Origin of the sequence: Chitinophaga costaii, assembly GCF_900094705.1 — a bacterium.
In the GTDB taxonomy this organism is placed as follows: domain Bacteria; phylum Bacteroidota; class Bacteroidia; order Chitinophagales; family Chitinophagaceae; genus Chitinophaga; species Chitinophaga costaii.
Map to the genome: position 1 here is coordinate 61,009 of NZ_FMAR01000004.1, position 25,336 is coordinate 86,344.

Annotated in this window: 19 protein-coding genes; 11 read left to right on the plus strand and 8 right to left on the minus strand. The window is 47.2% G+C overall.

Annotated features, from left to right (window positions below; genetic code table 11):
• The first annotated feature begins 36 nt into the window (after positions 1-36).
• The 5 genes from GA0116948_RS07290 to GA0116948_RS07310 all read left to right on the plus strand — a co-directional run bounded on the left by GA0116948_RS07290 (position 37) and on the right by GA0116948_RS07310 (position 7,684).
• Positions 37-3,996, plus strand: a complete 3,960-nt coding sequence (locus tag GA0116948_RS07290) for a response regulator (RefSeq protein ID WP_165798375.1) — start codon at positions 37-39, stop codon at positions 3,994-3,996.
• Positions 3,997-4,040: 44 nt separating this feature from the next.
• The gene (locus tag GA0116948_RS07295) at positions 4,041-4,409 is read left to right on the plus strand and encodes a response regulator (RefSeq protein WP_240619164.1); all 369 of its coding nucleotides are present in this window, start codon (positions 4,041-4,043) and stop codon (positions 4,407-4,409) included.
• A 1-nt stretch (position 4,410) separates the two neighbouring features.
• A complete protein-coding gene (locus tag GA0116948_RS07300; RefSeq protein ID WP_240619163.1) occupies positions 4,411-5,238 on the plus strand; it encodes a CheR family methyltransferase in 828 nt (275 codons plus the stop codon).
• Positions 5,239-5,284: 46 nt separating this feature from the next.
• Positions 5,285-5,863, plus strand: coding sequence for a chemotaxis protein CheB (locus GA0116948_RS07305; protein WP_205686075.1), 579 nt, complete (start codon positions 5,285-5,287; stop codon positions 5,861-5,863).
• 189 nt (positions 5,864-6,052) lie between these two features.
• Complete coding sequence (locus GA0116948_RS07310) at positions 6,053-7,684, plus strand: hybrid sensor histidine kinase/response regulator (RefSeq protein WP_089710629.1); 1,632 nt, start codon at positions 6,053-6,055, stop codon at positions 7,682-7,684.
• Positions 7,685-8,200: 516 nt separating this feature from the next.
• Here GA0116948_RS07310 and GA0116948_RS07315 read toward each other — a convergent pair.
• Together GA0116948_RS07315 and queG are read right to left on the minus strand one after the other, a co-directional pair.
• A complete protein-coding gene (locus tag GA0116948_RS07315; protein ID WP_089710631.1) occupies positions 8,201-8,758 on the minus strand; it encodes a DUF1543 domain-containing protein in 558 nt (185 codons plus the stop codon).
• 287 nt (positions 8,759-9,045) lie between these two features.
• The gene (queG, locus tag GA0116948_RS07320) at positions 9,046-9,978 is read right to left on the minus strand and encodes a tRNA epoxyqueuosine(34) reductase QueG (protein ID WP_089710633.1); all 933 of its coding nucleotides are present in this window, start codon (positions 9,976-9,978) and stop codon (positions 9,046-9,048) included.
• A gap of 138 nt (positions 9,979-10,116) precedes the next feature.
• Here queG and GA0116948_RS07325 point away from each other — a divergent pair, with 138 nt between their 5' ends.
• From GA0116948_RS07325 to GA0116948_RS07345, 5 genes are all read left to right on the plus strand, one after another.
• Positions 10,117-12,141, plus strand: coding sequence for a transglutaminase domain-containing protein (locus GA0116948_RS07325; protein WP_089710635.1), 2,025 nt, complete (start codon positions 10,117-10,119; stop codon positions 12,139-12,141).
• A gap of 183 nt (positions 12,142-12,324) precedes the next feature.
• Positions 12,325-14,361: a transglutaminase domain-containing protein gene (locus GA0116948_RS07330; protein WP_089710637.1), complete on the plus strand. Its 2,037-nt coding sequence runs from the start codon at positions 12,325-12,327 to the stop codon at positions 14,359-14,361.
• Positions 14,361-16,277: a DUF3857 domain-containing transglutaminase family protein gene (locus GA0116948_RS07335; protein ID WP_089710639.1), complete on the plus strand. Its 1,917-nt coding sequence runs from the start codon at positions 14,361-14,363 to the stop codon at positions 16,275-16,277. Before GA0116948_RS07330 ends, GA0116948_RS07335 begins: the two co-directional genes overlap by 1 nt.
• 638 nt (positions 16,278-16,915) lie before the next feature.
• Positions 16,916-19,549 carry an ATP-dependent chaperone ClpB gene (gene clpB / locus GA0116948_RS07340; RefSeq protein ID WP_089710640.1) on the plus strand — a complete coding sequence of 878 codons (2,634 nt, stop codon included), beginning with the start codon at positions 16,916-16,918 and terminating at the stop codon, positions 19,547-19,549.
• Between the two features lie 104 nt (positions 19,550-19,653).
• Complete coding sequence (locus tag GA0116948_RS07345; protein WP_089710643.1) at positions 19,654-20,133, plus strand: nucleoside deaminase; 480 nt, start codon at positions 19,654-19,656, stop codon at positions 20,131-20,133.
• Positions 20,134-20,211: 78 nt separating this feature from the next.
• On the opposite strand, the gene GA0116948_RS07350 is transcribed toward GA0116948_RS07345, so the two are convergent.
• The 4 genes from GA0116948_RS07350 to GA0116948_RS07365 form a co-directional block, all read right to left on the minus strand.
• Complete coding sequence (locus GA0116948_RS07350) at positions 20,212-20,565, minus strand: anti-sigma factor family protein (protein ID WP_089710645.1); 354 nt, start codon at positions 20,563-20,565, stop codon at positions 20,212-20,214.
• A gap of 20 nt (positions 20,566-20,585) precedes the next feature.
• The gene (locus tag GA0116948_RS07355; protein ID WP_089710647.1) at positions 20,586-21,164 is read right to left on the minus strand and encodes an RNA polymerase sigma factor; all 579 of its coding nucleotides are present in this window, start codon (positions 21,162-21,164) and stop codon (positions 20,586-20,588) included.
• A 132-nt stretch (positions 21,165-21,296) separates the two neighbouring features.
• Complete coding sequence (locus GA0116948_RS07360; protein WP_089710649.1) at positions 21,297-22,430, minus strand: tetratricopeptide repeat protein; 1,134 nt, start codon at positions 22,428-22,430, stop codon at positions 21,297-21,299.
• Positions 22,420-22,986 (minus strand): sigma-70 family RNA polymerase sigma factor, encoded by a 567-nt coding sequence (locus GA0116948_RS07365; RefSeq protein WP_089710651.1) that lies wholly within the window; start codon positions 22,984-22,986, stop codon positions 22,420-22,422. The genes GA0116948_RS07360 and GA0116948_RS07365 overlap by 11 nt, the downstream gene beginning before the upstream one ends.
• A 67-nt stretch (positions 22,987-23,053) precedes the next feature.
• On the opposite strand from GA0116948_RS07365, the gene GA0116948_RS07370 reads away from it, so the two are divergent.
• Entirely contained in the window at positions 23,054-23,830 is a 777-nt protein-coding gene (locus GA0116948_RS07370) for a C40 family peptidase (RefSeq protein ID WP_089710654.1), read from the plus strand.
• Between the two features lie 223 nt (positions 23,831-24,053).
• Here the strand turns inward: GA0116948_RS07370 and GA0116948_RS07375 are convergent, their stop codons facing one another.
• Both GA0116948_RS07375 and GA0116948_RS07380 read right to left on the minus strand, forming a co-directional pair.
• Positions 24,054-24,587 carry an inorganic diphosphatase gene (locus GA0116948_RS07375; RefSeq protein WP_089710657.1) on the minus strand — a complete coding sequence of 178 codons (534 nt, stop codon included), beginning with the start codon at positions 24,585-24,587 and terminating at the stop codon, positions 24,054-24,056.
• A gap of 156 nt (positions 24,588-24,743) precedes the next feature.
• Positions 24,744-25,223 (minus strand): DUF4878 domain-containing protein, encoded by a 480-nt coding sequence (locus GA0116948_RS07380; protein WP_089710659.1) that lies wholly within the window; start codon positions 25,221-25,223, stop codon positions 24,744-24,746.
• Between the last annotated feature and the right edge of the window lie 113 nt (positions 25,224-25,336).

Consider the following 25,336-nt stretch of genomic DNA (forward strand, 5'->3'; position numbering starts at 1 on the left):
AAGCTTTCTCTAGTTGTGCTTATACCCTTGGTTTGTATGGTCTATTTCTCCGTTCAGCTTTTGTTTAGACAAACCGAGGAGGTTAAGGCTGTTCAACAACTCAGGGTGGGCGTAGCCGAAACGATAGGCATCATGAATATTGTAGATGAGCTACAGAAGGAACGTCGCTATACTGTGCGCTATTACTTTTCTCACAGTGACAATGTCAATGAAATGTTGTTGCAACGCAGCAAAACTGACGCCGCTATTAACAACCTGGAAACCAAGCTTCAAATACCTGCTACCAATTTTGAAAACAACTCATTGCTTGCTTTGCTAAATGCCAAACGTAAGCTGATGGATAATAATGAGATGAGCCAGCATGCAGCCATGCAGTATTTTTCCGCCATCATCTTGAGACTCAATGGGCTTGTTATCAATAACTTACCGGATATTCCCGCTGCCCGCCAGCTAAATCCCTACCTACGTGCCAAAAACATCCTGTCGCAGATGACTACCTATCTGGGCATTATGCGGCTAGACCTGTACATGCTCCTGGTTAAGGGCAGCAACGACTTCGCCGATGTGGAACAAATGCAAAGCAACCTGGAAATTTATAATTCTTTGTTGGCCGAATTTGACGAGCAAGCTCCCTCAGAAATAAAAGTGGCCTGGCAACGCGCATCCGAGAATGATGCCTATCATACTACCATGGATGTGATCGGGCGTTTTATAAGTAGCCGACAGATAGACCAGGCAATGCAGCCGGAAAACTGGTGGGCTAATAGCATTAATGGATTGCGCCCACTGAAAGAGGTAGAAACAAACCTGATAGCAAACATTAACAGCAGTACAGGAAAAATTTATGATCGGCAGTCCTATCTACGCATCCGGAGTTTTATTATACTTATATTATTGATTGGGCTGGTATTGTACATTATTGGCAGTACCCTGCGCAACATGGCGGCCCAGCTCCGGGAGCTGGAAGGGGCAGCTATCCGCATTGCCAGGGGGGCCACCGGTGTAAAGCTGCCTGCCTATACCCGCGATTCTATTGGGCAGCTTACCAAGGCATTTGCGCAGATAGACCAGCACAATGTACAACTGGCCCAAGCCGCCAACGACATTGGGCAGGGGCGTTTAAATGTAGTTATCAAACCCCGCAGCGCGGAGGATTTGCTGGGGCAGGCGCTGGTACGCATGCGCAACGATCTTAAGGCCTACCAGGATAATAACAACCAGGCGCTCTGGGTACAAACCGGGCTAAATGAATTGAGTGAAAAACTAATTGTAGAAAACGACCTGCAATCCCTGGGCAAGGTAGCCCTACATACCCTGGCCAATTATCTCCAGGCGCATGTGGGTGTGCTGTACATCCGCAACCAGCAATGGCTGGAGTTTAGCGCCGGATATGCCCTTAACGAACGTTTCCCGGTGCCGGAGCACATTGCCATAGGAAAAACCCTGCTGGGCGAGGCCGCCGAAAAACGGCAAGTGTTGCTGCTGCAACATACCGCCGATGATTTTATCCGCATCAGCAGCGCCACTGCCGAAACCATGCCTGCCCATACCCTTATCGTGCCGCTCCTGCATAACCGGCAGGTGGAAGGTGTGGTAGAACTGGGCGCTACCCAGCCCTTTGCTAGCGGCACCAAGGAATACGTGGAGGAAGCCGCAGGCAGTATCGCCATTGCCTTACAGTCGGCCCGCGGCCGCTTGCGCATGCAGGAACTGCTGGAAGAAACACAGTCCCAGACCGAAGAATTGCAAACCCAACACAGCGAACTGGAAGCCCTCAATAAAGAACTGTCTTTCCAAACACAAAAACTACAGGCATCCGATGAAGAACTACGCGTGCAGCAGGAAGAACTACAACAGAATAACGCGGAACTAACTGCGCGCAGCCGATTGCTGGAAGAAATGAACCAGGTAATTACTGCCCGCAATCTCGACATACAAAGGCAGGCCGAAGCCTTGACCCAGAGTACGCGTTATAAATCGGAGTTCATGGCCAACATGAGCCATGAGTTACGCACGCCCCTCAATTCTATCCTGCTGCTTTCCCGGCTCCTGGAGGAAAATCATGGACGCAATCTCAACGAAGAACAGGTAGAATATGCGCAAGTGATCCTTAAAAGCGGTAAAGGCCTGCTATCGCTAATCGATGAAATATTAGACCTTAGTAAAATAGAAAGCGGTAAGATGGAGCTGGAATACCAGCCGGTAAAACTAGCATTGCTCCTAGAAGATCTCAAGGCGTTGTACAATCCCATGGCCCGGGAAAAAGGGTTGGAAATTTTTTGGGAACTCCAGGAAGGCACCCCGGAATTTATTGAAACAGACCGGCAGCGACTAGACCAGGTATTGAAAAATTTATTGAGTAATGCGTTGAAATTTACCCAAAAGGGGGGCATCTATTTGCAGGTGTCTGCACTGGGGGCAGAAGAGGTACAGTTTCGCGTAAAAGATACAGGTATTGGTATTCCATTGGAAAAACAAGATGTGATTTTCGAGGCCTTCCGTCAGGCAGATGGCACCACCCGCCGCCAATTTGGTGGCACCGGGTTAGGACTGAGCATCAGCCGGGAGATCACGAAACTGCTGGGTGGCCGAATAGCGGTGGAAAGTGTGCCTGAAGAGGGTAGTACCTTCATCGTGGTAGTGCCAATTGCAAAACCAGCCGTGCTGCCCGTGGCACCGGCACCGGTAGTGGCAGCCCCCGAAAGGGTGGTACAGCCGGTTTCTGTAGCCCAGGCCGAGCCAGCCCACTACATAGCCGATTTCATTCCGGAACCCGTACCCGATGACAGGGCGCAGCTACATGCCGGCGATAAAATAATTCTGATTATTGAAGACGATAGGGCTTTTGCCAAAGCGCTGCTAGACTATACCCGCGCCCGGGGTTATAAGGGCTTGGTAGCAGTACGGGGCGACCAGGGTATACAACTGGCCCGCGAATTTCGCCCTTTAGGCATTCTGCTGGATATTATGCTGCCCATAAAGGATGGCTGGCAGGTGATGGACGCATTGAAAAGCGACCCGCTTACCCGGCCCATACCCGTGCATATGATGTCTAGTATGGAGATGAAAAAAGAAAGTCTCAACCATGGCGCGATAGACTTTATTAATAAACCCGTGGCTTTCGAACAGCTTCCCGATGTGTTTGCAAAACTGGAATACGTTTTGAATAAGCATCCAAAGAAAGTATTGATCGTGGAGGAGAATGCCCAACATGCAAAAGCATTAGCCTATTTTCTCGGAACTTACCAGGTAAACACCGAGATTATTGAGCGGTTAGACGATGGCTTAAAATTGCTGTTGGAAAAAGATATCGATTGTGTAATATTGGATATGGGCATCCCTGATCCCAGGATATATGAAACCCTGGAGGCCCTGAAAGTTAGCGCTGGCATGGAAAGCGTGCCGGTTGTTATTTTTACGGGCAAAAACCTTAGTAAGTTGGAAGAGCAGCGCATTCACCAATATGCAGACTCTATCGTGATTAAAACAGCACATTCTTACCAGCGCATCCTGGACGAAATTTCACTGTTCCTTCATTTGGTGGAGGAGCAAAACATTTCCGCCACCCCCCGCAGTAAATCACCGATGGGAAATGGCTTGAATGAAGTACTTAATGGGAAAACTGTATTGGTGGCCGATGATGATGTGCGTAATATTTATTCATTAACCAAGTCGCTGGAAAAGCATCATATGAACGTGATCTCCGCCATAGACGGGAAGGAGGCACTGGACCAATTGGAGCTGCACCCGGTAGATATAGTGCTGATGGATATGATGATGCCCGAAATGGATGGTTACGAAACCATTGCACACATTCGTGATAACCATAAATGGAGGCAATTGCCGGTGATCGCAGTAACCGCCAAAGTAATGATGGGCGACCGGGAAAAATGTATAGCTGCGGGTGCTTCCGATTATATTTCCAAGCCCGTGGATGTAGACCAGTTATTATCTTTGCTACGTGTATGGTTATATGATAAAGGTAAAAAATACTAATGCAGCTTGGTGTCCCTCATACTTCTAAAAACAATAACAAACCCGTGAATAGAATTTTAATTATTGACGACGATTCCCGCAATATTTTTGCCTTGCAGGCTGTGTTGAAAGCCAAAGGATTTACCACCTTATCCGCCACCAGCGTGAAAGATGGTATGGCCATGTTAAGAAAGCAACCGGAAATAGAGGTGGTGCTACTGGACATGATGATGCCGGAAATTGATGGTTATGAAGCAATTCAGCTATTGCGCGCCCTTCCAGGAAAACAATCCATTCCCATCATTTCTGTAACCGCACAGGCTATGGTGGGCGACCGTGAAAAATGTTTGGAAGCTGGCGCTAATGCCTATATTTCAAAACCGATTAACATTGATGTGCTGATTGGACAATTAAAGGACTATTTATCTATTTAACGTGGAATTGAACGCTGTTAAGGAAGAGGAGATTGGTGTGTTGCTCAATGACATGCTTGAATGTTATGGTTACGACTTTACTGACTATTCACTGGCCAGTATGCAGCGTCGTATTAACCGGTTGTTTAGTATGGATCGCTTTCCCAGCTTTGCGGAATTTCGTTACCGGGTACGCAATGATCCGGCTTACATCCAGCATTTTGTAGAAGAAATCACGGTAAATGTTACAGAAATGTTCCGTGATCCTTCATTCTATCTGGCGTTGCGCAAACAAGTGCTGCCCATGCTGGCCACCTACCCGTTCATCCGAATCTGGCATGCCGGCTGTAGTACTGGCGAAGAAGTATATTCTATGGCCATACTGCTTCAGGAAGCTAATCTCCTGCATAAATCGGTGATCTATGCCACCGATATCAATACGGCAGTACTGGAAAAAGCCCGTAAAGGCATTTTCCCTATCGCCAACATGCAACAGTATTCTCAAAATTACATAGCCAGCGGAGGGCAGCACGATTTCAGCGCTTACTATTCGGCCAAATACGATTATGCAAAATTTAACGAAAGCCTATGTCGCAAAGTGATCTTTGCCCCGCATAATTTAGTGACCGATGGATCGTTCAATGAGTTTCAACTCATTATTTGCCGGAACGTACTGATATATTTCAACAAAGATTTGCAAGACAAGGTGCTGAAGCTTTTTAGCGAAAGTTTGGAGCAGTTGGGTTATCTTGGATTAGGATCTAAGGAAACGTTGAAATTTACAGCGGAAGTGCATAAATTCCGGCAAATAGATAAACGGGAAAAAATCTGGAGAAAGGTGAGTATATAAACGTTAGCCATTCCTGCAAGACGTTCCCAAATAATTGAAAGTAAGTATGATGAACCCTCTCTCACTGGTAGTCATCGGCGGAAGTGCCGGAAGCCTAGAAGTACTGTTGCAAATGCTTCCGGGGCTCGACGTGCCATTGGCAGTGGCGATTATAATTGTGCTGCATCGTAAAAGTTATGCAGATTCCGTATTAATAGATTTGTTCAGCTCCCGCACCAGGCTGCTTGTAAAGGAGGTCGAAGAAAAGGACCTTTTGCAACCCGGCACTATATATTTGGCGCCGCCAGACTATCACCTGCTACTGGAAAGTAATGGTTCCCTCAGCCTAGACTATTCTGAAAAAATAAATTTTTCCCGACCTAGTATAGACGTTACTTTTTCCAGTGCCGCGCGCCTTTACGGTCCTCGTTTGCTGGCCATCCTGCTCTCCGGTGCCAATGCAGACGGTGTGCTAGGCCTGCATCATGTGCATAAAATGGGTGGTATGGTGGCCGTTCAAGATCCCAATTCTGCAGAAGTTCGCTATATGCCCCAGCAAGCTGTGGAACAAGGTGGGGTAGACAAAATCCTCCAAGTCAAAGAAATAGCTCCTTTTATCAACAAATTCGCAGCAGTAACCCGGTAGAATGGCCCGTCAGTGGCAACTTTGGCTTAGTATTTGATGGATTTCTTAGCCATTTTTATAGGCAAGGCACTAACGACCTGTGAAATTTTAACGTATACCTTTGCTGCTTTGTAAAATGGGGAAATATGCGCCTCATCTCAATCAATAGTGATCAGCGATACTGACTCACCAAAAATGAACTTTCGGAATATGATCCTGATCGTTGACGATAAACCAGAAAATATATTCTCGCTAAAAAAAACTTTAGAGCTGTACAACTTTGAAGTAGACACAGCTTTGTCGGGGGAAGAAGCACTGAAAAAAATTCTTAAAAACAGCTATATACTCATTATCCTCGACGTGCAAATGCCCAGCATGGATGGTTTTGAGGTGGCCGAAGCCATTTCCGGCTACAGTAAGGCGAAGGATGTACCTATCATATTTCTTTCGGCAGTAAATAAAGATAAGAAATTCGTGACCAGGGGTTATGCCTCCGGTGGTATAGATTATATTACCAAGCCTGTAGACCCAGACATCCTGCTGTTAAAAGTAAAAACCTTCTATAAACTTTACGAGCAAACCAAGCAACTCAGCGAAATGCAGGTATCCCTGCAAGAAGAAATAGACGTGCGCAAACAAGCCCAGGCCTCTCTCAACGAAACCGTGCGGGAATTGCACAGCATATTGGAAAGTATTCCTCAGATTGCTTTTACCGCCCGGGCAGATGGTACCCTGGATTATGCCAACCAGCATTGGTACGCTTACAGTCCGGATTTGTTTTCCTGGCCCGAAACCTTGCCCGGGCAAACGCCTTTAGAGCAGCAACTGGCCCGGGCGTTGGCCTCCGGCCAATCGCTCGAAGCAGAGGTGTATATTAAAAGACGTAGCCTAAACAATAAACATATTAATGCTGATTACCGCTGCCATCTGCTACGGGTAACGCCTGTAAAGGAAGGTACGCAAACGGTAAAGTGGGTTGGTACCTTCACCGATATTGCCCATCAGAAACAAGCTAACGAGATCCTGGAACAGCGGGTGCAGGAACGCACAGAAGCGCTTCAAGCCATGAACCTGGCCCTGGAAGTGAGTAACCACGACCTGCAGCAATTTGCTTCCGTAGCCTCGCACGACCTCAAAGAACCACTTCGCAAAATTCAGCTTTTTAGTTCCATTCTAAGGGATCGCCACCTGGGCCGGGAAGACGAGTCGCTACAGTATATTGCCCGCATTATCAATAGTAGTGAACGCATGAGTAAGCTCATTAATGACTTGCTGGGTTATAGCCGGCTGAGCGTGGATAGCGTTTTTGAGCCGGTGCAGCTTAATCAAACTATTACAGACATCCTTAGCGACCTGGAACTTTCTATCCAGGAAAAGGAAGCTGTGATTTTTGTGGCTGATATTCCTCAAGTTGAGGCAATACCCGGACAGATGAGGCAGGTATTTCAAAATATTATTAGTAACTCGCTCAAGTTCAATAAAAAAGGAGTTAGACCGGAAATCCGCATCAGCGCTACACTCGTGGCAGATAAAGATCTGAACGCCTCCCCGGATCCGCACGGCGACTGGTGCCGCATTCTTATCCAGGATAATGGAATAGGGTTTAATGAAAAATACCTTGATAAGATTTTTACTATTTTTCAACGCCTGAATGCCCGTGAAGAATACGAAGGTACTGGCATAGGCCTGGCCATTGCTAAAAAGGTCATTGAAAAACACCAGGGACTCATTGGTGCCCACAGCCAGGAAGGAGAGGGATCAACCTTTATTTTACTGCTCCCCGTATTGCAGCAGCATAACAGCCGTAAGCTAGAAGAAAGTGCAATGACAGTAAGGGGGTAAATAATAAGTCCCGCTATGGAAGCGGGACCTTACTTTGGGGTTAATTGACACGACGGATTATCGTGCCTTTGACATCGCTCAAAAATTTAATACCTGCATGCCACCATGTGAAAGGATGCCTGCGGGCCAAAATATCTTCATAAAAAAATCTTAGTCTAAAAAAGAAACTTCAAGGTAAAATATAGGAAATGCTTTTATCACAAATGGATACAAGGATGAAAAACCTGTAAGACAGGCTTTGATGAAACACTACTGCCTAACTATTATTGATGAATAAATGACATGGACATCTATCGGTGTAAAATTGCTTCGTAAGTTTTAATCTAACACTATGAATATTGCGTTGTAAGTTTTAATGTTAAGCACTTATTTTGAATATCACGTTAATGTTAAACACTTATATTCTCACAGCAAGTTTAGTGTTTTTTTTTATTAAGGCCAAATATTTTCAGCGAAACATTTTGCCTTAATAAGCCTGCTGTTAGCCAGGTAGAGCTGGTAAACAATTGAGGGCAGTCAGAGCATATTTAGTTTAATATAACCCAGTTTCAATTCGTCCACGTCACGCAAACCTGGTTCCGCTGTAATTTCCAGGCTATAGTGCTCCCGGAAGGCGGGAGGCAGGATATCTTCTACGTTGAAAATATCATCTACATCCACTCCGTACTGATCGTCGATATGTGGGCTGAGGGTTAGCCCGCCGGTATGTTTATAAAAGGTGGTGGCTTTGGCACGGTTTATAGCATCGCTGGGGTGGGTGTTAACGCTCAGCATTTTATAATGATATTCCTCCAGTTCACCTGCTTTGTACCCACCCAGGTTTAGAAAAAAAAGTTTAGGCGCCTCCGGGTGGGTTGGCTGCTTCGGTACCACGCGAATACGGTGACCTTCTACAACAGTCACGGGACGATAACCATCCACATGCAGCTTGCCGGCGTTGGGCCAGAAGTCCAGGAAATGGGGTGTCAGCGCTTTCATATCGGGGGCTATACCAAAGAAAATATCGTGTTGTTCAATATGCCGTCCTGCAGGCTTGCAACCCAGCAAAACCATAAAAAGTTGGCTTGTTTCCATACTTGTAAAATTAATAGGAGCGGCAGGCTTATCCAAAAGTGAGGCCGGGAAGTATTCCACGTGTTTTACACAGGGGAGGACAAAAAAAGGGCGCACTAGATAATGCACCCTTATATAATTTTGCTCTTTAATATCAACTAAATAAAGATAGGAGGCGCAAAAGGCTTTATAGTGAACGATTTGTTAATGATATAAAAAGTTTGTAAAAAATCTTGTTGTTCATCAGGCAGTGGTAAAGGTATACATCCTGCAATTGCCCGGTAAACAGGGTACAAACCCAGTATCCCTTAGCCTTTTAGCTTTAAAAATTGTAGATTTCTTTGTAGACCCCGGTGTTTGCTTCGTTTAATGGCGGAATGTTTAAACAACTTACGGAAAGCTTCTTCTGACATGTCTTCCCATTCCCGGGTACTAAGGTTTAAGATAACTGGTAGTGGCTTAAAAGCCTCCTGCTGGTGGGGGCGTGCAAACCGGTTCCATGGGCATACATCCTGGCATATATCACAGCCGAAAGCCCAGTTCTGCATTTGTCCTGCAAAGCTTTCAGGAATAAGCAGGTCTTTTAGTTCAATGGTGAGGTAAGAAATACAGCGGCTGCCATCTACTACGCCCGGTGCAGCCAGCGCTCCGGTGGGGCAGGCGTCCAGGCAGCGGGTGCAGTTACCGCAATGGTTGGCCACCGGACCGTCGTACTGCAGGGGAATGTCTACAATGAGGGTGGCGATAAAAAAGAAGGAGCCGGCTTGCTTGTGAATAATATTGCCGTTTTTGCCTATCCATCCTAATCCGCTGCGCTGCGCCCAACTGCGTTCCAGCACGGGCGCAGAATCTATAAAGCCCCGGCCGGCTATATGGCCTATTTCAGTTTGCATTTTAGCCAGCAATTGGTTTAACCTGGCCCGGATCACCTCGTGATAATCGGCCCCGTAGGCATATTTGGCGATCTGCGGCGCGTCAGGTCGTTGCAAGGTTTCGGGATAATAGTTGAGCAGGAGGGTGATGACCGATTGCGCACCCGGCACTAGTTTGCGGGGATCTATGCGTAAGTCGAAATAGTTTTCCATGTATTGCATGCCGCCATGCATACCCTGTTGTAGCCACCGTTCCAGGCGACGGGCGTCGTCTTCCAATTGTACGGCCTGTGCAATGCCGCAATGGTCGAAGCCCAGCGCCGCCGCTTGTTGCTTGATAAATGTGGTATGCCGCGCTGCATGGTTCATGTTTGCAAAGCTACAAAAATCTGACTCCTAGCACACGGCGTCAAATTTTATATATCTTTACCCCGTGACCTTGGATTGGAATTTAGCCGGGGCGGCCTGTCCGCCAGTAGTATCCCTCAAGTGAATTTGTCAGGTTGTATGTTGCGTTGTTTTGTTTTTACCACTCTGCTGTTTATGGGCTTTTTTATGCCCCTCCACGCCCAGGAAAAAAATCCTTATCAATTTGGTAAGGTATCTCCCGAAGATTTTAAACCCATCCGCTACGCGGTGGATACAGGTGCCAGCGCGGTGTACCTGGCAGATGTAGGCAAGGCTTATTATAACGACCGTAGCGGAGAGATGGAGATGGTTTTTAAGCGGTACACCCGTATTCATATTCTCCAGAAAAGCGGCTATGATGCCGCTAATTTCGAAATACATCTTTACCAGGGCGGTGGCAATGGAAAAGCCGATGACCTGTCTGAACTGAAAGCCGTTTCCTATAACCTGGAAAACGGTCAGGTGGTGGCCACAAAACTAGACAGCAAATCAGTTTTTACCGAAAAAGAAGAAGATGGTCGCTGGGTCGTGAAGAAATTTTCCATGCCTGCCGTAAAGGAAGGAACGATCGTGGAAGTGAGTTATACCCGCTCTAATTTTGTAGATAGAACGCCCCCCAGTTGGGACTTCCAGGGTTATTACCCCCGCATATGGAGCGAGTATGCTTTAAGTATTCCGCAATGGTACAGCTTTGTATTTTTACGCCAGGGCTATTATGATATTCCTTACAAAGCTACCAGCAGGGTGGCCACTTTTGCCTTCAATTACCAGCCCTCCAATGCGCTGGGTGCTTTGTCAGAGCGGGGTACTGCCAGCGCTGGGGTAACCGATCACGTTTTTACGGGACACAACCTCCCAGGCCTGCGCGATGAAAGGTTTACCACTACCTTGCGCAACCACATTTCCCGCATTGAATTCCAGTTGGCCTCCGTGCATTATCCCAATAGCGACGAGAAAAAAATCCTGGCCACCTGGCCGCAAATGCAGGAAGAAATGTTTAAAGACGAAACCTTTGGGGAGCCATTGACTAAAGATAATTTCTTTCTAAACGAAACCATCAAAACAGTAACTGCTGGCGCGCATAGTGAACTGGAACGCGCCAAGGCCCTGTATACCTGGGTGCAGCGTAATTTTACCTGCACGGAGCGCGACGACCTTTTCATGAAAGGGAGCAGCTTACGCCAGGTATTTAATAGCCGCCGGGGTAATAGCACCGATATTAATCTTCTGCTCGTAGCCATGTACAAACAAGCTGGCCTGTTGTCCTGGCCCCTGATCCTCAGCACCCGCCAGCATGGTAAAACCTATGAGCAATACCCCATTCATCGCCGCTTTAACTATACCCTTGCCTGGGTGCAGGTGGATGGTAATGAATATGCATTGGATGCTTCCATTTCCTTATTAGGCTTTGGTAAGTTGCCACTATACTGCTACAACGGCCATGCACGCCTGATGAGTCCCGAAGCCCCAGCGCGATACTTTTACAGCGATTCCCTAATAGAAACCACCATTACTTCCGTGCGCGTGTCCCTGGATGCAAACGGCAATCTGCAAGGCGCTTTTAGCGAACAGGAAGGATATCATAACTCTTTTGATATCCGCCACGACCTTAAAGAAAATGGGCAGGAAGCATTTCTGAAAAAGCTGCAACACAACCTGAACCCCGATGCCCAGGTGAGCAACCTGGTGCTGGCAGACCTGGATAGCCTGGATAAATCAGTCACCGAAAATTTTGACTTCGAATTAAAGGGCTCAGAGGATGTAGCGCGTATTTACCTTACACTTGTACTGGGCGCGGCCACCACCACCAATCCCTTTTCTGCCATGGAAAGGCGTTACCCGGTGGAAATGCCTTATGTACACAACGAAGTGTACACCCTTAATTGCCTGCTGCCAGATAATTATGTGGTGGATGAACTACCCCATGCTGCCACCATTAAATTGCCCGACGGGAGTGCGGTGTTTCGCTATGTTATTCAGCAAGACGGCAATCTTGTTCAACTTCGCACCATGATCAATTTTACGAGGGCTAGTTTTATGCCGGAAGAATATGAAGCATTGCGTAACTTTTACGATTATATTGTGAAGAAGGAAGCAGAGCAGATTGTGCTGAGGAAGAAATGAAAAAAACAGATAAAAACTATACGGGGCAAGCGGGAACTAAAAAATAAATAACTATTTTAGCGTTGTTCACGAATGGAGATTGTAACATTTGAGCATCATCCCGGACCACAACGAATAGTTGTTAGATTACCCAACATTACCGAAAATATAAATACCCTTTTACCTAAATACCCTTAAAACTGTATGAAGCCACCTATTATTTGCTTGTTGGGCCTCTGTGCGGCCCTGTTTGTAACTCCAATCCATGCCCAGGATAAAAAGGAAAAAGAGAAATTGCCTTACCGTTTTGGGAAGGTAACTCCGGAAGATTTTAAGCCCAAAGTTTACGCCATCGATTCCGCGGCCGATGCAGTCATCCTGGCAGATGTGGGCAATACAGAATACAATGGCAACAGCGGTTTGCTGGAAGTTATGTTTAAGCGGTACACCCGCGTACATATATTACATAAAGCCGGCTATGATGCTGCCAATTTTTCCATATACCTCAACAAAGGATATTCTAACAGTACCGACGACAGGGTGTCCGACCTCAAAGCCGTGACGTACAACCTGGAAAATGGGCAAGTAACGGAAACAAAACTGGATAGCAAATCCGTTTTCATTAATAAACTAAGCGAGGATCTTTTTGAAGAGAAATTCACCCTGCCTAATGTGAAAGAAGGTTCTATCATAGAGGTGACTTACTCCACGCACTCCTTTTCCGAATCCAATCTGCCCGGCTGGATCTTTCAAGGAGAATACCCCCGTATCTGGACAGAATATAACGTGAGCATACCTGAATGGTTCAACTTCGTGTTTCTGCGCCAAGGTTATTATTCCGTCAACGAAAGCCACAGCGACCGGCGTCAGAATTTCAACTTCCGCTATGAGCCAGATGGGGCATCCGGACGCACAGAAACGGTGAACATGGAGGCAAAGGTAACCGACTGGCGTTTTATTAGCCATAACATGCCTGCCCTGCGCGTCGAACATTATACCACAACCCTGCGCAACCATGTGCAGTCAATCGAGTTTCAGCTAGGCTCTATCACCACGCCAGACGGGGTTACCAAAAACAGAATGGGTAGCTGGTCCAAGCTGCGAGAACGTTTGATGGAAAGCGAATATTTTGGTGCCACTATCGACAAAAACAATGGCTTCCTGGCCGATGTGGTGAACAGCGTGACTGCCGGCGCCAGCAACAACGAAGAAAAGGCCCGGCGCCTCTATACCTACGTTCAGAAAAATTTTACCTGTACAGATAACGAACGGTTAACCATGGACGCCACCTCCGTAAAAACGGTTTTCAATAACAAGAAGGGCAACAGTGCAGAGCTAAACCTCCTACTGGTGGCCATGCTGCGCCGCGCCGGCCTGGAGTCCTGGCCTATTATCCTCAGCACCCGCGATCACGGTATTACTTTAGCGTTGTATCCTATTTTGCGCCGTTTTAATTATACGATAACTTACCTGCAGGATGGCGACAATGAATATGTGATGGACGCTTCTAAACCTTTATTGGGCTTCAATCACCTGCCACTGGAATGCTACAACGGTCATGCCCGACTGCTTACACCCGATGTACCACCTGTGTATTTCGTCGCCGATTCCATAAAGGAGCAATCCGTTACCAGCGTGATGGCTGTATTGGACAAAAGTGGCGATATCAGCGGCAGCTATCAGCAATTGCCCGGTTACTATTCCTCCTACAGCATCCGAGAAGCGGTAAAGACAAAAGGTAAAGAAGAATTTTTCAAAAACGCCGGCAAGGCTTTTGCCAGCGATGCTGCTATCAGCGAAACCAACATGGAGAACCTGGATAGCCTGGACATACCGCTTACGGAGAGTTTTGAGTTTAAACTACAGGGGGGCGATGAAGATCATATTTACCTGGCACCATTGTGGGGGGAGGTTCAAAAAGAAAATCCATTTGCCGCAGCAGAACGCCGCTACCCGGTGGAGATTCCCTACCTGATCAACGAGATCTATACCCTAAATTTGCAGCTGCCCGATAATTACGAAATTGAAGAGCTGCCCAAACCCGCTTTGGTAAAACTGAATGATGCCGATGGCATATTTCAATATTTGGTGCAGGGTAGTGGCAGCAGCCTACAGCTTCGCTGCGTAATCCGCCTGAACCGGGCCAACTTTAAACCAGAAGAGTACAATGATCTGCGGGAATTTTATAATTATATTGTTAAAAAAGAAGCCGAACAGATCGTGCTGAAAAAGAAAGCCTGATGAAAGTAACAACATGCTGGACGCTCTTATTCCTGGCAGGCTTTGGTGTTGTACACGCCCAGGACAAAGCGCCGCTTTACACGGTGGCCGGCATTCCCGACAGCCTTAAAAAAAATGCACACGCAGTTATAAGGGAAGAAAGCCTTGTATTTCGCATGGAGGATGCAGACCGCACCCGGGAGATCAATCACTATGTGGTAACGGTGCTAGATCCCCAGGGCGACCACTACGGCCATATAGCAAATTGGTACCAGCCAGGCATGCGCGAGATCCGCAGCATTAAAGGAGTGTTATATGATCCGTCGGGTCAGCAAATACGCAAACTCAAATCATCCGATATCCGCGACGGCAGCGATGTTGATGATGGCACCATGATGACCGACGCCCGCTATAAAAGCTACAACTTCGATTACAATAGTTACCCTTACACGGTAGAGTATGAGGTAGAGGTGAAAAATTACAACAGCTTCCAGTTTCCCCGCTGGCGCCCGCAGGACTATGACTGGGTGGCTGTACAGCATAGCACATTCACTGTACAGTTGCCAGACAACTACCCGCTACGTTATCGAACGGAACATATCGGTAAGCCAAAAGAAAGCACACCGGAAAAGGGTATGCATCAGTACGACTGGGAAGTGAGTAATGTAGCTGCCGTACACCACGAAATACTGGCCGAAGCCTGGAGCCGCCGCAGTCCTAACGTGATCACCGGTCCAGGTGATTTTGTTATGCAGCAGTATAAGGGCAACATGAATAGCTGGGATAATATGGGTAAGTTCTTTTACACACTGAATGCCGGCCGCGACGTACTGCCAGAACCCGTCCTGGCCAAAGTTCACCAGCTCACCGATACACTGAAAGACAACAATGCCAAGATCAGCGCTTTATATAATTACTTACAGCAAAATACCCGCTATGTGAGTGTACAGCTGGGCATTGGCGGCCTGCAAACCTTCGACGCAGGCTACGTGAGCAAAAAGGGTTATGGCGATTGTAAGGCCCTTTCTAACTACATGTATAGCCTCCTGAAAGCCGCTGGTATACCTTCCTGCCAGGTGTTGATTCACGGGGGCAATTATGAAACAGATTTCATCCCCGATTTTACCAGCGACCAGTTTAATCACGTGATACTTATGGTGCCGCAAGGAAAAGATACCACCTGGCTGGAATGTACCAGTCAAACGCTATTTCCTGGTTACCTGGGCGCCTTTACTTCTAACCGTTACTGCCTGGCGGTGAACGAAAAAGGAGGCACCCTGGTGCACACACCCATTTATAACATGGACAGCAATAAGGAACTACGTCGCCTTACCGTGAAGGTAGACGAAACCGGCAATGCCGTTATGGATTGTTTTACCCGCAGTACCGGCGAGGAGCAAGACAACTTGCATGGCCGCAATCACAACGTTTCGCAGGAGCGCATTTTGAAAATTCTTAAAGAGCAATACAGCCTGCCCAGTTACGATATAAACAGTTATACCTGGACTGAATGGCCCGGAAAAATTCCGGCCATTGACGAGCATATGCAGCTTACGGTAAATAACTATGCACAGATCACCGGTAAGCGCCTCTTTTTACAACCGAATGTGCTGAACCGTTCCGGCTTCAGGCTCTCTAAAGATTCTGTCCGTACGGGCAACCTGCAATTGTTTAATGCTATTCATGATTCCGATACAACGGTATTCTCCCTGCCGCTCGGTTACACACCGGAGTCTTTCCCCAAAAACACGGACCTGCACAGCGTTTTCGGGGATTATCACGCAGAGCTACAAGTGAAAGATAATACCCTTACCTATATCCGCGATTATAAACAACGCAATGGCATTTTCCCCGCCAGTACCTACCTTTCTGCGGTAGAATTTTTCGATGGCATTTATAAAGCAGACCATGCAAAGGTGGTGTTTGTGAAACAGTAGGCCCGCATGGCTATTACCTTTGATCGATAAATTTATACGCCCTATAAAAATATATACCAACCTGCATATGGACAGGTTGGTTTTTGTTTTTTATAGACCTGGCTGGCAGGCTATCGATTAATGTTTAATGGTATCCGTTTTTGGGAGGTGGTTATCGTGGTGGTAAACTTGTTTTGTGCGCCGTCATGCCTACCGGAAAGGAAAAACCAGGATGCTGCCACGATGATCAAGCGTACCGCGAACAGCGCAATGGGGAAAATGCGTCCGCGGCGGCTACGATTGTGAGGGGCCGTGCTGTAATAAGGCAGAAGATTATTGTACACCGGTATAGGCAGTCACCTGTGCGTCCAGGTAGGGTATTCTTTCTTCAAAAAGATGATGCCCCCAGTTTGTTATTTCGCGGTAGCTGTATTTTAGTGCCAAAAGCATGCCCAGCCTTGTCCACAGCGCAGTCCATATGACCTCAAATGGCAGTATTTTTTGCTACTAACTGGCAAAAAATCAGTTTTTTATAATTTAAAATGACAGAATAACCGATTCTTCCAACTGGTGTATAATTTGTTGCTTAAAGGGAAAGCAATACGGGGAATTGGATCCCGTAAATCCCAATGCTTTTTTTACAAAAGGAAATTAAACGTATGAACCTGAATAACTTCACCATTAAATCACAGGAAACCCTTCAACGGGCGCAGCAAATTGCATTTAACCTGCAACATCAATCCCTGGAAACGGGACACTTGCTGAAAGCGCTGTTAGATGATGACGACAATGCCATTGACTACCTGCTGAAGAAAAATGATGTGAATATCGTGTTGCTACAAAGCAAACTGGAAGAAGCCCTGCGCAAATATGCTAAAGCCAGCAATGGCGAGGCAGGCCAAATGCTGAGCCTCGAAGCCAACAATGCTATGCTGCGGGCGAGTGCCGCCATTACCGAATTTAAAGACGAATTCGTGAGTGTGGAACACCTGCTGCTGGGTATACTTACTGGCAGCGACGATGCCGCCAAAGCCTTAAAGGATGCGGGCCTTACCGAAAAGGGACTGAAGGCTGCCATTCGTGAATTGCGGAAAGGGCAAACCGTGAATTCGCAAACCTCCGATGCACAATTTAACAGCTTACAGAAATACGCCAAGAACCTCAACGAACTGGCCCGCGCCGGTAAGTTAGACCCGGTGATTGGCCGCGACGAAGAAATTCGCCGGACCCTGCATATCCTGAGCCGCCGCTCTAAAAATAACCCTATCCTCGTAGGGGAGCCAGGTGTTGGTAAAACTGCCATCGCCGAAGGATTGGCCCACCGCATCATCAGCGGCGATGTGCCGGACAACCTGAAATCCCGTATCATCTTTGCCCTCGATATGGGCTCGCTTATGGCGGGCGCCAAATACCGCGGCGAATTTGAAGAACGTTTAAAAGCTGTGGTGAAAGAAGTGGCGGAAAGTGATGGTAATATCATCCTCTTTATCGACGAAATCCATACGCTGGTAGGCGCAGGTGCCATGGAAGGCGCTATGGATGCAGCCAATATATTGAAGCCCGCCCTGGCCCGCGGGGAGCTGCGTGCTATTGGTGCCACTACGCTGAACGAATACCAAAAATATTTTGAAAAGGATAAAGCACTGGAACGCCGCTTTCAAAGAGTGCTGGTAGATGAGCCTTCCGTGGAAGACGCCATCTCCATTCTGCGTGGATTAAAAGAACGGTATGAAAGCCATCACCACGTGCTGATAAAAGATGAAGCCATCATTGCCGCTGTGGAAATGTCGCACCGCTATATCACAGATCGTTTTCTGCCAGATAAGGCCATTGACCTGATCGATGAAAGCGCCGCCAAATTGCGACTGGAAATGAATTCCATGCCGGAAGAATTGGACGAACTGGAACGCCGCATCCGGCAGTTGGAAATAGAACGCGAAGCGATTAAACGTGAAAATGACGATCAAAAGCTTAGCGACCTGAATTCAGAAATAGCCCGACTAAGTGAAGACCGTAATACCTTCAAAGCAAAATGGCAGCAGGAAAAAGAAATTGTAGACAAAGTACAAAGCGCTAAAGCCGCCATCGAAAATCTGAAACAGGAAGCAGACCAGGCAGAACGAAATGGCGAATATGGCCGCGTAGCCGAAATCCGTTATGGTAAAGTAAAAGAACAGGAAGCGCTGGTACAGCAGTTTACGGCGGAACTAAATAGTATGAGCATTTCACACAAACGCCTGCTGAAAGAAGAAGTAGACGCCGAAGATATTGCAGAGAATGTGTCTAAAGCCACTGGCATACCGGTAGCCCGCATGTTGCAAAGCGAAAAAGATAAGTTGCTCAGCCTCGAAACCGAACTGCATAACCGTGTAGTAGGACAGGAAGAAGCTATTACCGCCGTAGCAGACGCCATCCGCCGCAGCCGCGCAGGTTTGCAAGACCCTAAGAAGCCCATTGGCTCCTTTATTTTCCTGGGTACTACCGGGGTGGGTAAAACGGAACTGGCCAAAGCCCTGGCAGCCTATCTGTTTGACGACGACGCTATGATGACGCGTATCGATATGAGTGAATACCAGGAAAAACATAGCGTAAGCCGCCTGGTGGGTGCACCTCCGGGATATGTAGGCTACGATGAAGGTGGCCAACTGACCGAAGCGGTACGCCGCAAACCTTACTCCGTTGTATTGCTGGACGAAATCGAAAAAGCACATCCGGATGTCTTTAACATTTTATTGCAGGTGCTGGATGATGGCAGGCTTACAGATAACAAAGGCCGGGTGGTAAATTTTAAAAATACCATTATCATCATGACCAGTAATCTGGGTAGTCACATTATACAGGAAAGGTTTGAAAAAGTGACAGATCACGACGTAGAAGATATTGTAGAAAAGACGAAGGAAGAAGTAATGAATTTACTAAAGGTAACCATTCGTCCGGAGTTCTTAAACCGTGTAGATGAAGTGATTATGTTCCAGCCATTGATGCGTTCCGAAGTGAAGGGAATTATTAACATACAATTACAACAACTCAAAGAGCTGGTAGCGAAGAATGGCATAGTATTGGAGTTTTCAAACTATACACTTGATTACCTCGCAGAGCAAGGATTTGACCCGCAATTCGGTGCCCGTCCGCTAAAGCGTTTAATTCAGAAAGAGATCATTAACCTGCTCAGTAAAAAAATACTGGCCGGCGATGTGGATAAGAGTAAACCGGTACTGATTGATGTTTTTGATGGAGTTGTAGTAGTAAGAAACGCTTCAGCCAATAATACCGTTACTGCGAGCGTTCATTAAAAGAACAATTCAATTTTCTATAAATACGACGATATACAGTTACATGATACCCGGCGATTCTTCGCCGGGTTATTTTTTGCCCATTAACCGTTACATTTGAGCTTATGACAGGAGATAGAGAAAAACACTTTATGGACATCGCAATAGCCCTTTCTGCCGAAGGAATGGAAAGCGGTGATGGCGGCCCTTTTGGTGCAATTGTAGTGCAGGGCGATGCCATCGTGGGCAGGGGTTGGAACCAGGTGCTGCGTACCAACGATCCTACCGCTCACGCCGAGGTTATGGCCATTCGCGACGCTTGCAAAAACCTGCAAACCTTTCAGCTTCATCAATGCGAGATCTATACTTCTTGCGAACCCTGTCCCATGTGCCTGGGTGCCATTTACTGGGCCCGCCCGCAACGGGTGTATTTCGCCAATACCAAGGCCGATGCCGCCGCTATTCAATTTGATGATTCTTTTATTTACGAAGAATTTAACCGCCCACATGCGGAGCGCAAAATACCATTGATTGCAATGCCCTCTGCGGGCGCTTTAAGGGTGTTTCAAAACTGGAAGGATAAAGGCGACCGGCAATTGTATTAATGCCATAAAAGCGGCTCCTGGACGCATAAAAAAGGTGATCAGTAGTGGCCACCTTTTTCTTTATTATCCGGCATTGCTTTAGTGCCGGCTGTAATAGTAGTAACTAAAGAACAGGGATAGCACTATAAAGATAACTGCCAGGATAATCAATACTTGCACAATATTAAAGTCCACCGGGCGGCGCTGGCGGTTTTTCTTACGCAATTTATGCAGCATGTTTCCCTTCATTTCTTGGAGCCAGCCGGAAATCTTTTCTTTTTGATGAATAGATTGCAAACCTTCCAGTGCTTCGCTGCACATTTCGCAGCTGGCCAGGTGGTGTTCTATGGCATGGCGCTCTTCCGGATTCAACTTGCCCTGCACATAGTCAAGTAGTTGCTCCTGGCTGGGGCAATCCGTTGTCACAAAAATATCGTCGAAAGATGCTTTCATATGCCTTGTAAATGTAAACACTAGGACTTAAATGCGCCCTGTTTTTCCATGAATAACCGCAGGTTACGTTTTCCGTTCTGAATGTGGCTTTTCACTTGCAGTAACGAATAATCGGTGCTGTCGGCAATTTCCTGGTAAGATTGTTTTTCCAGGTAAAAACGGGTTATACAAATGCGCTGCGGCTCATTAAGTTGCTGCAGGGCAGCCTCCATATGTTCCAGCGCCGCTTCCCGCTCTACCGGGTTGAGGGTGCTTTCCAGGGGGGCGGCCGCCTGTTCGGAATATTGCTCCGTAAGCTCAGCGGGATGGCGGCGCTCAGGATGACGCAACTGCATTAGGCAGTAGTTTTTGGATACCTGGTAAATCCAGGCATGGAAATACACGACCTCGTGTTTATGAATATCTGACAATACTTTCAGGAAAATCTGCTGAACGGCGTCGCGGGCGTCTTCCTCGTTTTTCAGGTATTTCATACACACGCCCAGTAGCTGAAGCGCATACCGGTCAAAAAGTACGCCCACCCAATAGCTGTCTCCATCGGCAGTGTATCGCCGGAGCAGGTCCTGATCGCTGATATCGGTGTGCAGTGGTTGAGTCACAGGCTAAAGATAATATCCAAAAGACGCAAGTGCGCCTACATTTCCATAAAAATAATACGCTACCATGCCTTAAAAAAACAAATGCCTGCTATCCGCGAGGATAACAGGCCGGTATAATTGCCATGCAGTCACTTAGTCTGCATCTGATTTGTCGGAGTCTATGGCTTGCTGCGCTTGGGTTTTCATACTACCATTCATTTTAATTACTTCCTTAAACATACGTTTGGCCTTGCTATGATGGCCCTGTGCTTTGTAACACTGGGCAATCTGGTATGTGGCCAGTTCCACATATTTGGGGCTGGATGAGTTTACGATATTTTTGTAACGGGCTATGGCCTCATTCAGATCGCCATCCTGCTGCGATACGCGGGCTGCTTTGTACATGAACTCATCGAGCGAGTTACTAGGCGGTGTGTCGTCTTTCTTTTTAGTGGCTTCAGGTTTGGTTGTTTCGTTTTTCTTCGGTTCTTCTTTCTTCGGTTCTTCTTTTTTAGGCTCGGGTTTTTTAGGCTCGGGCTTTTTATCCTCCTCTTTTTTATCGTCGGTTATCTTTTTGGAAGAATCCGGCGCTTTGGTCAGTAAGGGCGCTTTGGCGGTACTGTCAGTAGTCTTCTTAATGGGGGCGCTTGCACTGTCTTTATGCTGGGGTATGGCAAGCGGGATAGCAGCCTTCCGGACACTGTCCGTATGTCTGGCTGGGGTGGAGGGCTGCATGGCGTTGGCCTGCGTTGTTACGGAAGCCAAAATGGGCGTAGCCCCAGCTTGAGCGATCGTATCGGAGTGGCGGGCGGAAGGGTGTTGCAGGTCGGTGGCTGTATTGGCTGGTATAGCGGTGGAAGAGCGATCTGGGGGTAGGCCGGCCGTTTGTAACTGCTCCCGCTGGAAGCCATTGTACACATATATGCCGCCAGCAATTAGTAATATAAAGGCAATCATCCAAAAGATGGCCAGCATGCTTTCGCGGTTGCGTTCCTTGCGGATGGCCGTTTCTTTTTTCTTAACCTGTGATGCTGGTTTTATATTTATCCGGATATATTGCTGCAATTGTGTTACCAGGGTGTTATAACGGCCCCGGTGGGTATCATTTTCCAGGATACGAAGCGCTTCGTTGCACAGGTCACAGTCTACCAGGTGTTGCTCTACCAGGTGCTTCTCCAGGTCCGTCAGTTTGCCTTCAATATAACGGGGCATCTGGTCGCGGTTCAGGCAACGCACCGGAGTGAATATTCTCAGCAATTTCGGGTTGGCGGGTACATTACTGGCCATAAGTTTGTTCCATCATTTGTACTGCTAATTTACGCTTGGCCGACTTGAGTGCCAGGCGTACTTTTTCGGTCGTGATATTCCTTGTTTTTGCCATATCGTTGAAAGACTTTCCATCGATGTAAAAGCCTGTCAGCGCCTGTTGTTCGTCTTTAGATAGGGTACCCATGGCATTGGCCAGGCGGTTGGCCATGCTGTCGGTGCTAATCGTGTTGGTGAGGGCGCTTTCCACGGCCTGTTCTACACCCAGCAGGGAGCGTTTTTCACGGGAAGGATAGGCCAGTGGCTTATCCTGCTTGTTTTGCATATTGCGGATATATTGGTGCAGCCATTCATTCACTTTGTAAATAGCATCGGTTTTAAGGCCACTGCGCAGTTTCTCCAGGAGGGCCGGAAATACTATGCCCGCATTACGTTCTGCATTGAGCCAGGGAAGGCAGGCGGCCACTATCAGGTGGCCGTAACGCTCCAGCAGCACGGCTTCCGCTTCGGGATCTTTGCCCTTTTTGTTGCGAACAATAAGTTCCTTGTCGGATAAATTATTTAACTGCTGCTGCATAGAAAAATATTCTTTATAATTTACGCTTTTATCCCTGGGATTATATAAAACATTTTATACAATTAATATGCCATACGCCATTACCGTTGTTCCCGTATCCCCCTTACGCAAGGAGGCTGCGCATGTAAGTGAAATGATCTCCCAAACATTATTTGGCGACTGCATGGAAGTATTGCACGAAGCAGAAAACGGGTGGGTGAAAATTCGCCATCAGTACGATGGGTACGAAGGGTTCATTACCGGTTCCCACATAGCGTCCATTACCTTGGAAGCTTATGAAGCGCCTGCCACGCACTATGCCAAAGGCTGGGCAAACACCATCACGGTAAATGGCCAACCCATGTGGCTGCCCTTTGGCTGTGTGCTAAAAGGGAGCGAAGCGGCAACCTGGGGCCTTACCAACGTATCGTTTGGCGATGCGCTAGCGGCCCTTCCTCATCATCATCCCGGCAGCGAGCTATTCCGGCAGCAGCTTCGGGCGCTTGCATTCACCTACCTCAATACCGCTTATCTCTGGGGCGGCCGTACCGTTTTTGGGGTAGACTGCTCCGGATTTACCCAAACCATTTACCGTCTCCTGGGCATTCCCCTGTTGCGCGACGCTTATCAGCAGGCCACCCAAGGCCAGGTGCTAGACTTCTTACAGGAAGCCCGCCTGGGCGATCTGGCCTTCTTCGATAACGCCGAAGGCCGCATTACGCATGTAGGCATATTGCTCAACGACCATGAAATACTACATGCCTCTGGAAAAGTGAGGGTAGACGCCATCGATACGCAAGGAATCATTCATGCCGATACCGGAGAAAGAACACACCGGCTTAGAATTATTAAGCGATTGTATTAAGTACCATATATAAAGCATTATGTACGACCAATTGCGTAAGAGTACTTCGGTGAGGGTCAAAGAACAATTATTAAACAAGTTACGTATTAGCCCACACGTGGCGCAAATACCCGTAATTAAAGCAGGTATAACGATATAGAGGCCGGCAACGTAACTTTTGTTACGCTGCCGGCCTCTCTTAATAGTCGTATTATCTGGTACCTTGAACAATGTTCAATGAACATTAAAAATTCTCCTGGTACAGTTTAAATGCGTCGTCGATAATTTGGAAAGCTTTTTCTTTGTTTTGAAATTCTTCCACTTTTACGGTTTTCTTTTCCAGTTTTTTGTATTCTTCAAAGAAATGGCGCATTTCTTCCAGGAAGTGTTGCGGCAGTTCGCTGATGTCGTTAATGTGGTTTACGCTCATGTCGTGGGAGGCTACTGCGATGATCTTGTCATCGGCTTCGCCGCCGTCTACCATCTGCATCACACCAATTACCTTTGCTTCAATGATACACATGGGCACGCATTCCACCTGAGAAAGCACCAGGATATCCAGCGGATCATGATCGTCGCAGTAAGATTGCGGGATAAAGCCATAATTGGCCGGGTAGTACACGGAGGAATACAGTACGCGGTCCAGTTTTAGCAGGCCGCTTTCTTTATCCAATTCATATTTGGCGCGGGAACCTTTCGGGATTTCGATAATAGCGTTGACCGTTTTCGGTGCGGCATCGCCCGGAGACACGCTATGCCATGGATTTGTCGTCGTCATTTAATACTAGCGTTTAGTTAAATGTGTGTGTAACTCCTGGTAGCCGCGCTGTAGATCGTTGGCACAAAACAGCATGGCCCCGTAAGGAAGCGCAAAATTAAGCAACTCCTGCGGAATAGCTAAAAAAATATCAGCGAAAGGAGCAAAATAATAAAATTAGTGGCTTTTACCCTGGTCGGTATTACTGGAACTATCTGACGGATAGTTAACGGCGGGAGCCAGGCTATCTGTAGGAGCGGTGCCCGGTGAGTTGGGGATAATGCTTTCTAAAGTCAGGGAAATCTTCCACTGGCCGCTTTCTTTAACCAGTTGTAACAATTCTTCTTTTTTGGAAGAAGAATTGAGGACAGTTACCGTAGCCTGATCGCCTTTTTCCTGGTGGTTAACAATGCTAATCTCTGCTTGGCGAATCTTATCGCGTTCGGCACTGTTGCGGCGGTCGTCGAAGATAGCATAGAGGCTAATCACTTGTTGGGACTCTTTGGTGGCGTATTTTTTGGCCAGTTCAAAATTTGATTGCTGAATGGCATGCATGAAGTTCAGGGCCACATCTTGTGGGGACGCATGTTTGGAGCAACTGGTCAACAACAAAGTAGCAAAGACGAAGATATAATTAAGATAAGGCCGGTAAGTCATGCGACAGTGTGATTAAATCACTTACAAAATTATTCAGAAAGATTGAAAAAGCAAAAGTTTGCTGCAAGGTCCCCAAATTTGACGGCAAACGCTAGATTTTGAGGGGCGGCATG